At 32.5% G+C, this 7,308-nt stretch carries 6 protein-coding genes and 3 pseudogenes; 5 read left to right on the top strand and 4 right to left on the bottom strand.

Annotation, left to right across the window (positions count from 1 at the left end):
- Nucleotides 1-70: 70 nt before the first annotated feature.
- Nucleotides 71-1,511 (bottom strand): annotated as a pseudogene (gene lysS / locus AC1RYN_RS13105) (lysine--tRNA ligase); the annotation flags it as partial.
- Between the two features lie 1,012 nt (nt 1,512-2,523).
- On the opposite strand from lysS, the gene AC1RYN_RS13100 reads away from it, so the two are divergent.
- From AC1RYN_RS13100 to lipB, 5 genes and pseudogenes are all read left to right on the top strand, one after another.
- The gene (locus tag AC1RYN_RS13100) at nt 2,524-2,946 is read left to right on the top strand and encodes a hypothetical protein (protein WP_481807320.1); all 423 of its coding nucleotides are present in this window, start codon (nt 2,524-2,526) and stop codon (nt 2,944-2,946) included.
- Nucleotides 2,947-3,256: 310 nt separating this feature from the next.
- Nucleotides 3,257-3,565, top strand: coding sequence for a hypothetical protein (locus AC1RYN_RS13095; protein ID WP_481807319.1), 309 nt, complete (start codon nt 3,257-3,259; stop codon nt 3,563-3,565).
- Between the two features lie 16 nt (nt 3,566-3,581).
- Nucleotides 3,582-3,767 carry a hypothetical protein gene (locus AC1RYN_RS13090; protein WP_481807318.1) on the top strand — a complete coding sequence of 62 codons (186 nt, stop codon included), beginning with the start codon at nt 3,582-3,584 and terminating at the stop codon, nt 3,765-3,767.
- Between the two features lie 69 nt (nt 3,768-3,836).
- A complete protein-coding gene (locus AC1RYN_RS13085; protein WP_481807317.1) occupies nt 3,837-4,586 on the top strand; it encodes a hypothetical protein in 750 nt (249 codons plus the stop codon).
- 4 nt (nt 4,587-4,590) lie between these two features.
- A pseudogene (lipB, locus tag AC1RYN_RS13080) lies at nt 4,591-5,289 on the top strand (lipoyl(octanoyl) transferase LipB).
- Nucleotides 5,290-5,380: 91 nt separating this feature from the next.
- Here lipB and AC1RYN_RS13075 read toward each other — a convergent pair.
- The 3 genes and pseudogenes from AC1RYN_RS13075 to AC1RYN_RS13065 form a co-directional block, all read right to left on the bottom strand.
- Nucleotides 5,381-6,322: a proline dehydrogenase family protein gene (locus AC1RYN_RS13075; RefSeq protein WP_481807316.1), complete on the bottom strand. Its 942-nt coding sequence runs from the start codon at nt 6,320-6,322 to the stop codon at nt 5,381-5,383.
- A gap of 412 nt (nt 6,323-6,734) precedes the next feature.
- The gene (locus AC1RYN_RS13070; RefSeq protein WP_481807315.1) at nt 6,735-6,905 is read right to left on the bottom strand and encodes a helix-turn-helix domain-containing protein; all 171 of its coding nucleotides are present in this window, start codon (nt 6,903-6,905) and stop codon (nt 6,735-6,737) included.
- Between the two features lie 46 nt (nt 6,906-6,951).
- A pseudogene (locus tag AC1RYN_RS13065) lies at nt 6,952-7,308 on the bottom strand (hypothetical protein); the annotation flags it as partial.

Here is a 7,308-nt window from a genome sequence, read left to right as displayed (position 1 = left end):
TAGCCTTTACTGGTAGGATTACCATATACGTTAATGCCTGCTCCTGTTGTTAGGGAGGCAGCACCTATGCATTATTGGTTAAGTACATAATCAAACGATCCATTCCGATACCCATACCAGATGTTGGAGGCATACCGTATTCTAGTGCTCTTAAGAAAATATACATCAATAATACCATTCGCTTCATCATGACGCCTTTTCAGACAAACGCATTCGATCTTCAAAACGCTCACGTTGGTCAATAGGGTCATTTAATACGAGAATAAGCATTTGCTATTTCTTTACCACAAACCATTAATTCAAAACGTTCTGTAAGTTCTGGATTATCACGGTGCTCTTTACATGAAGGAGACATTGTATTCAGGGTAATCGGTGATGAAAGTTGGCTGAATGTAATTTCCTTCGCATTTTGCTCCAAAAATTTCATCGATTAATTTTCCTTTCCCCATTGTTTTATCTACTTCAATTCCCATTCCTCTGGCAGCATCAAACAACTCTTCTTCTGTTTTACCAGAAATGTCAAAACCTGTAAAATGTTTGATAGAATCAGTCATTGTAACACGAGCATAAGGTGCTTTAAAGTTTATTTGGTGTTCGCCAAAAGTAACTTCGCTAGTACCGTTTACTGCAATAGCACAATGCTCAAGCAAACCTTCAGCAAATTCCATCATCCAATTATAACATTGTAGGCTACATATATTTCCATAGCGGTGAATTCCGGATTATGCGTTCTATCCATTCCTTTAGTTTTAAAGTTTTTAGAGAACTCATAAACACCTTCAAAACCACCTACAATTAATCTTTTTAGATACAATTCGTTTGCAATACGCATGTAAAGCGGAATGTCATGCAATTATAATGTGTGATAAAAGGTGTTGCCGAAGCACCACCTGCAATTGATTGTAAAACCGGAGTCTCCACTTCAAGGTAACCTGCATCATTAAAATAGTTACGCATAGCGCTAAACAATTTCGTACGCTTAATGAATGTTTCTTTAACGTGTTGATTAACCGTTAAATCTACATAACGCATTCTGTAACGCAATTCAGCATCATTAAATGCATCGTGTACATTTCCGTCTTCATCTACTTTTGGCAAAGGAAACGGACGCAATGTTTTACTTTAAAAAAGTAAAACCACTTACACGAATACATTTTGCTCCAACCTGAGTTGTAAACAATCCACCTTGGATACCAATAAAATCACCTAAATCAGTTAATTTTTTAAATACCTGATTGTATAACGTTTTATCATCTCCACACAAAACATCACGATTAACATATAATTGAATACGTCCTTCGCTATCTTGTAATTCAGCAAAACAAGCTTTTCCGATCTATACACTCATCAAACGTCCAGCAACAATAACCTTCTTACCTTCTTAAAAGACTCGTTAATTTGCTTGAAGTATGATTTACAGGAAAAAGATTAGCAGGATAAGGATTGATTCCTAAGTTGCGTAAGTTTTGAAGTTTTTCTCTTCGGATGATTTCTTGTTCAGATAAGGCCATTATATACTGTTTTTAAGTGTGCAAAGATAGTCATATTTGAAAAAGTGGCAATTTCAAAATTTGAAAATAATTTTAGTTTTTTCAGAAGCAGAAATATTTCGATTTTAGGATGGCGTTTTTGAGAGAGAAGGAAGGGGAAGGAAGAGTGTGAAATGTAAAAAGTGAAATGTGATTTGTTGTTAGTTTCAGGTTTTAAGTTTCAGGTTTCAGCTTTCAAGTTAAAAAACTTTTAGTTCCTTGCGTACTAGATAGCTATTGACATTGCGAACTTGTGCGGTTATGTTTCAGCTTTCAATTTAAAAAAAACTGCGGCTTGGCGACTTAGCGAGAGAATTATCAAACAATGTGATTTCTGTAGTTTCAGGTTTCAGGTTTCAAGTTAAAAAACTTTGAGTTTCTTCGTATCTAGATCGCTACTGACATTGCGAACTTGTGCGGTTATGTTTCAGGTTTCAATTTAAAAAAAACTGCAGCTAGGTGGCTTAGCGAGAGAATTATCAGGACAATGCCATTTTTGTTGTTTTTTCAGGTTTAAGTTTTAGGTTAAAAAACTTTGCGTTCCTTGCGTATCTAGATAACTATTGACATTGCGAACTTGTGCGGTTAAGTTTCAGGTTTCTAAGTTTCAGGTTAAAATAATGCTAGTGTTTTCCCTTAGAAACTTCGCGGGATAACTTTTTAAAACAAAAGTTCAGTACATTAGCAACTCAGATTCTAAGCTTTTAATTAAATATGAAAAATTACTTCTGTTTTCTTTTTACTCACAATATTTTTTGCAAGTTGTCAAGTTACCGAAACAATAAATCTGAGCGAAGATGGAAGTGGAACCATTGAAATGATTCAGCTTAGAGATGAACACAGTTATATGCTTCTGGCAGGAGAAAAGTACTCTAAAGAAAAATTTTAAGATACAACTTATGTTTTTCGAGATTATATTACAAAATATAACGAAACGTTTTTAAAATACACACAGTTAGAGCAACAGCTATTTCAAAAATACGCAAATGTAAGAGTGCATGTAAGAAAGAGCTCTTTCGACAAGGAATTTAAAACTATTATTACATTTCCTTTTACCAAAATAGATATTGTTCCTAATTTATACAACACAGAAGATTATGCAGATGATCTTGAGAATAATTATGCGCTTACAGCTGAAAAACATTTTTTTGATATACAATATAGTTTTGATGGAACAGTTTTTAAGCGGACTTTAAATGTTATCAATGAAGCTGAGATCCAAAAAAACAAAAACCTAATAAAGGATTTTAAATCTAAAACGCACTCCTTAGATTTAACGCTAACTTATACACTTAAATATAATTTTCCACGTGGGATAAAATCAGTTTCGAATGCTGCTGCAATACTTAGCTCAGATAAAAAATCATTAACACTTACGTTTCAGCTTAGATTGTTTGCAGAACCCAGCGAGTACTAATTTAGAGGTTGTTTTAGAATAAATAAAATTAAATATATAAAAAAGAGAATGAAGAAAGTTTTAGTTTGTCTATTGATTTTTTTGGCTTTGTCGAGCTGTACTATGAAAGAAAAAATGGTTATGCATGAAGATGGTTCGGGGAGTTTTTCATACGGATTTGATTTGTCCGGAATATTTAAATTGGGTTTGGAGTACCGATTCTACAAAGAATAGTAAAGTAATCGATAGTGTTTTTCATTTTCAAAGAAGTTTTTGCAAAAGTAAAAGATAGTGTTGCCAAATTACCAGAGTCCAAAGACGAAAAATAAAAATGCTCGAAAACTTTAAAGTCAATGTAAAAGCAAATGATGCTGAAAAACAATTGAAATTTGACATGGAATATAATTTTCAGTCAATAGATAGCCTTAAAAATATGCTTTCGCCCTTAGAGGTTCTTGAAGCAATGCCGAAAATTGGTCCAGGCAAACAGTTAGGTAATTTGAGTGTTCCTGAAAAAGAAAATAAAAAAACAATGTTTTCATATAATTATGATGGGAAGGTTTTTGAGAAAGTGATTTTACTTTCCGATGGTGCTAAAACAAAAAAAGAGAAGAAGAAAAAAAGAGAAAAATGCAGATAATGATTTTTCAAAAAAGATGGATGAAATTTTAAAAGAATGTAAATATTCAATAGAATATCAATTTCCGAAAAAGATAAAAACGATGTCATTAAAAAATGCAATAATTTCAAAAGATAGAAAAAGCTTTATTCTTGAAATTCCGATTAAAGATTTTCCAGATGATGAAGAAAAGCTTGGTTTTAAAGTAATATTTGAAAATTAATAGCAACTCTTAAAGACAACAATTCTTTTAAATAGACTTCGTATCTTTGAAGAAAAATATAATCTACATATGAGACTATTAAAATTTCTTAGTTTTTCCTTTTTATTGGCGACTTTAACGAGTTGTACTTTTACAGAAAACATCAATATTGCAGATAACGGAACAGGTAAATTCTCACTCGAGATGGATGGATCGGGGTTGATGAAGATGGCGGGGGAACAATTAGGAAATGAAGTAAATGATTCAAAACAAAAGATCGATACTACTTTTTCTTTTAAAGAAATGTTTAAAAATAAGAAAGATAGTATTGCTAAACTTTCTCCAGAAGAACAAAAAGAACTTAAAAAATTAGAAAATTTTTTGGTTAATATGAAGATGAATACAACAGAAAATCAGTTTTTGTTGGATTTAAATTCTGATTTCAAAAATGTAAACGAATTGCAGGATATGGTAAAAAGCTTGAGTACCATACAAAATATTGAGAAAAATAATTCACAAGACAAACTACCTTTTGGCGGGAATTTTAATAATAATAGTACTGTAAGCTTTAATTATGATGGTAAAAAGTTTAACCGAAAAGTTATCTTAAATCCAAAAGAAACAAATAAGCCTGTAGAAGATTCATTAGGAATGAATAAAATGATTTTTGCTTCTTCAACTTATATTTTAAAATACAATTTTCCTAAAAAGGTAAAAAAAGTATCTAATAGTAATGCTGTAGTTAGTGAAGACCGTAAAACGATAACTATCGAATACCCTTTTACCGATTATATGGAAAATCCAGCTAAAATGGCGCTAGAGGTAGAGTTTGAAAAATAATACAATGAATAAAAAAATCCAACTTCAAGATTTAGGTCAAAAAGATTATAAATCGACTTGGGAATATCAAGAGGAATTATTTGCAGCTATTGTAGATTTAAAAATTAAGAAATAGGAGAGAAGAACTTGATTTGCCAACTCCTAATGATTTCTTTTTTGTCTGAATATTCCGCATGTATATACTTTGGGAAAAGTGGCGATTGAGCAATTTACTATTGTCTGAAAGCAACTGGAAGCCGAAATAGGACAATTTTTACAAAATAAATCGAGGTGGAGATATTACCTATCATGGCCCTGTAGGGAGGGAGGATATCCTATTTTGGATTTAGAGAATTTCTTTACCGATATTCATAAATACTTGCGCTTACTAGAAGAATCGATTATTTTGACTCTTCAGGAATACGGATTAGAATGTGGCCGAAGTGAAGGTGAAACGGGAGTTTGGTTAGGAGTAGGAACTCCATTTGCCCGTAAAATCTGTGCGCTTGGAGTACGTGCTTCACGTTGGGTAACGATGCATGGTTTTGCTTTGAATGTGAATGCTGACTTAGGTTATTTTGATAATATTATTCCGTGTGGGATTCGAGGTAAAGCAGTTACTTCACTTCAGGTAGAACTTGGTGTAGAAAAAGTTGATGAAGCCGAAGTAAAGGCAAAAATAGTAAAACATTTCACGGCTTTGTTTGAGTCAGAATTCGTTTAGAATATTATGTTTTTCTCAGAGATACAAAGGGGCTAAATTTAAGTTTTATTTCTCTGTGACTCCGAGAAAGACATTCATGTAAGCTGTAATCTTAGCTTACAATATCATCTAATGCCTGAAATAAATTAAAAGGATATTCGGCTATTCTGTTGCATAAATACAAATACCATTCTTTGCCATATACGAAGTATAGTTTAGTTGAATACCCTTGTTCCTTTAAGCTTTTTAATTGTTCTGTTTGGATTCCGTATAAGCTTTCGAATTCGTAAATATCATTAGTTGTTTTGTAATTTTTAATTAACGATACAACTTCTTGCTGGATATAATCATGATGCGTTGCAATAGCACAACGGTGATTTTTTGATAGTAGCTGATCAACATAATACAAATAGCGCTCATTTAATGCAGTACCTCTTGGAATTGAAAGATGGGCGGGAGTATCAAAGGCTCCCTTTACAATGCGTATTCTTCCGTTTTCCTGAATCAATTCTTTAAAATCATCTTGTGATCGGTGTAGATAAGCCTGAAGTGTAATTGAAGTGTTTTTATAGGTTTGAGATGCTGTTTTGTAAATATCAATAATAGCGTCTGTTATTTCAACATTCTCGGCACTAATTGTTACTTCGATATTCTCTTTTTCGGCTTCTTGGCATATAGAAGCTAAATTATTCAAACATAAATCTGGAGATATAGATAATCCAATATGAGATAAATCTAAAGAAACAGTCGAATTAAGCTTTTGGGTTTTAATTTCTTGTGCAATTCTAATGAACTCTGCGGTAGCTTTATTGGCTTCAATTTCGGTCAGGGTATTTTCTCCCATAAATTCCATAGAGCATTTAAAACCTTCTTTATTTTGTTCTTTTACTTTAAGAATTGTTTCGTCTAATGTTTCTCCGCCTATATATCTGTTAGCTGCTTTTTTTAAAGTTCTGAATAATATTTCGTTAGAGAGTATGTGCTCTTTCGCTTTGTTATTCATAGCTGCTCTTCTTAGCGCATTGGCTCCAAGTAGTATTAAATCTTTTTCCATTATTGCGTGTTGTTTTATTGCGTGTAATATAGGAAAAACTTTATGATAAATGAAAATTTTTAGCATGTAGATTCAGGAGATTAGGCAGATTTTTCACTTGAAGGCTGAAGCCTGAAACCTAACCGCAAAGTGCGCAATGCCAATAGCTATCTAGATACGCAAGGAACGCAAAGTTTTTTTAACCTGAAACCTGAAACCTGAAACTTGAAACTTAACCGCAAAGTTCGCAATGTCAATAGCTATCTAGATACGCAAGGAACGCAAATTTTTTTAACCTGAAACTTGAAACTTAACCGAAAAGTTCGCAATGCCAATAGCTATCTAGATACGCAAGGAACGCAAAGTTTTTTAACTTGAAACTTGAAACTTGAAACAAAAAACACATTTACATTTTCTGCTTACTAATTGATAATTAGGATTGTAGATTTCCTTTTATCAAACTTGTAGGATTGTATCCAAATTGTTTTTTAAAAGCAAATGAAAAATGCGAAATGTTCTCGAAGCCCAAATCGAGGTAGATATCAGATGGCTTTTTCTTTTCTCTTTCAATTTGAAAATGGGCTTCTTGCAGTCTTTTATGCATTAACCAACGGTTAGGAGTGTCATTAAAAATCTTTTTAAAATCTCTTTTAAAAGAAGAATAAACTTCTGCCAGTTAGGTAAGCTAGTCTTTCGAGGCTCACATTAAACTTATAATTTCGGTATATAAATGCTTCTAAATCTAATTTTTCGGGGATGCTTTGGTCAAATAATACATCCGAAATTTCGGGATTGGTTTGTAGTAATATTAATAAAAGCTCTTCTCTTTTTACTTTCGAAAAGGTTTCATCTATAACACCTCCATCATTGTAATACGGCATTAACGAACGCACAAAATTTGGTACTAAAATATCTTTTTTAAGAATAATAAATGCATTCTTAGAGTTTGATAGGTGCTGCCTCCCTAGACAACAGGAGCATGTATTAACCTTAGCAATACGTAATGA

Source organism: Flavobacterium sp. TC780, assembly GCF_056783245.1.
Note: the sequence above shows the minus strand (reverse complement) of the source record. Positions and strands in the feature narration are given on the sequence as shown.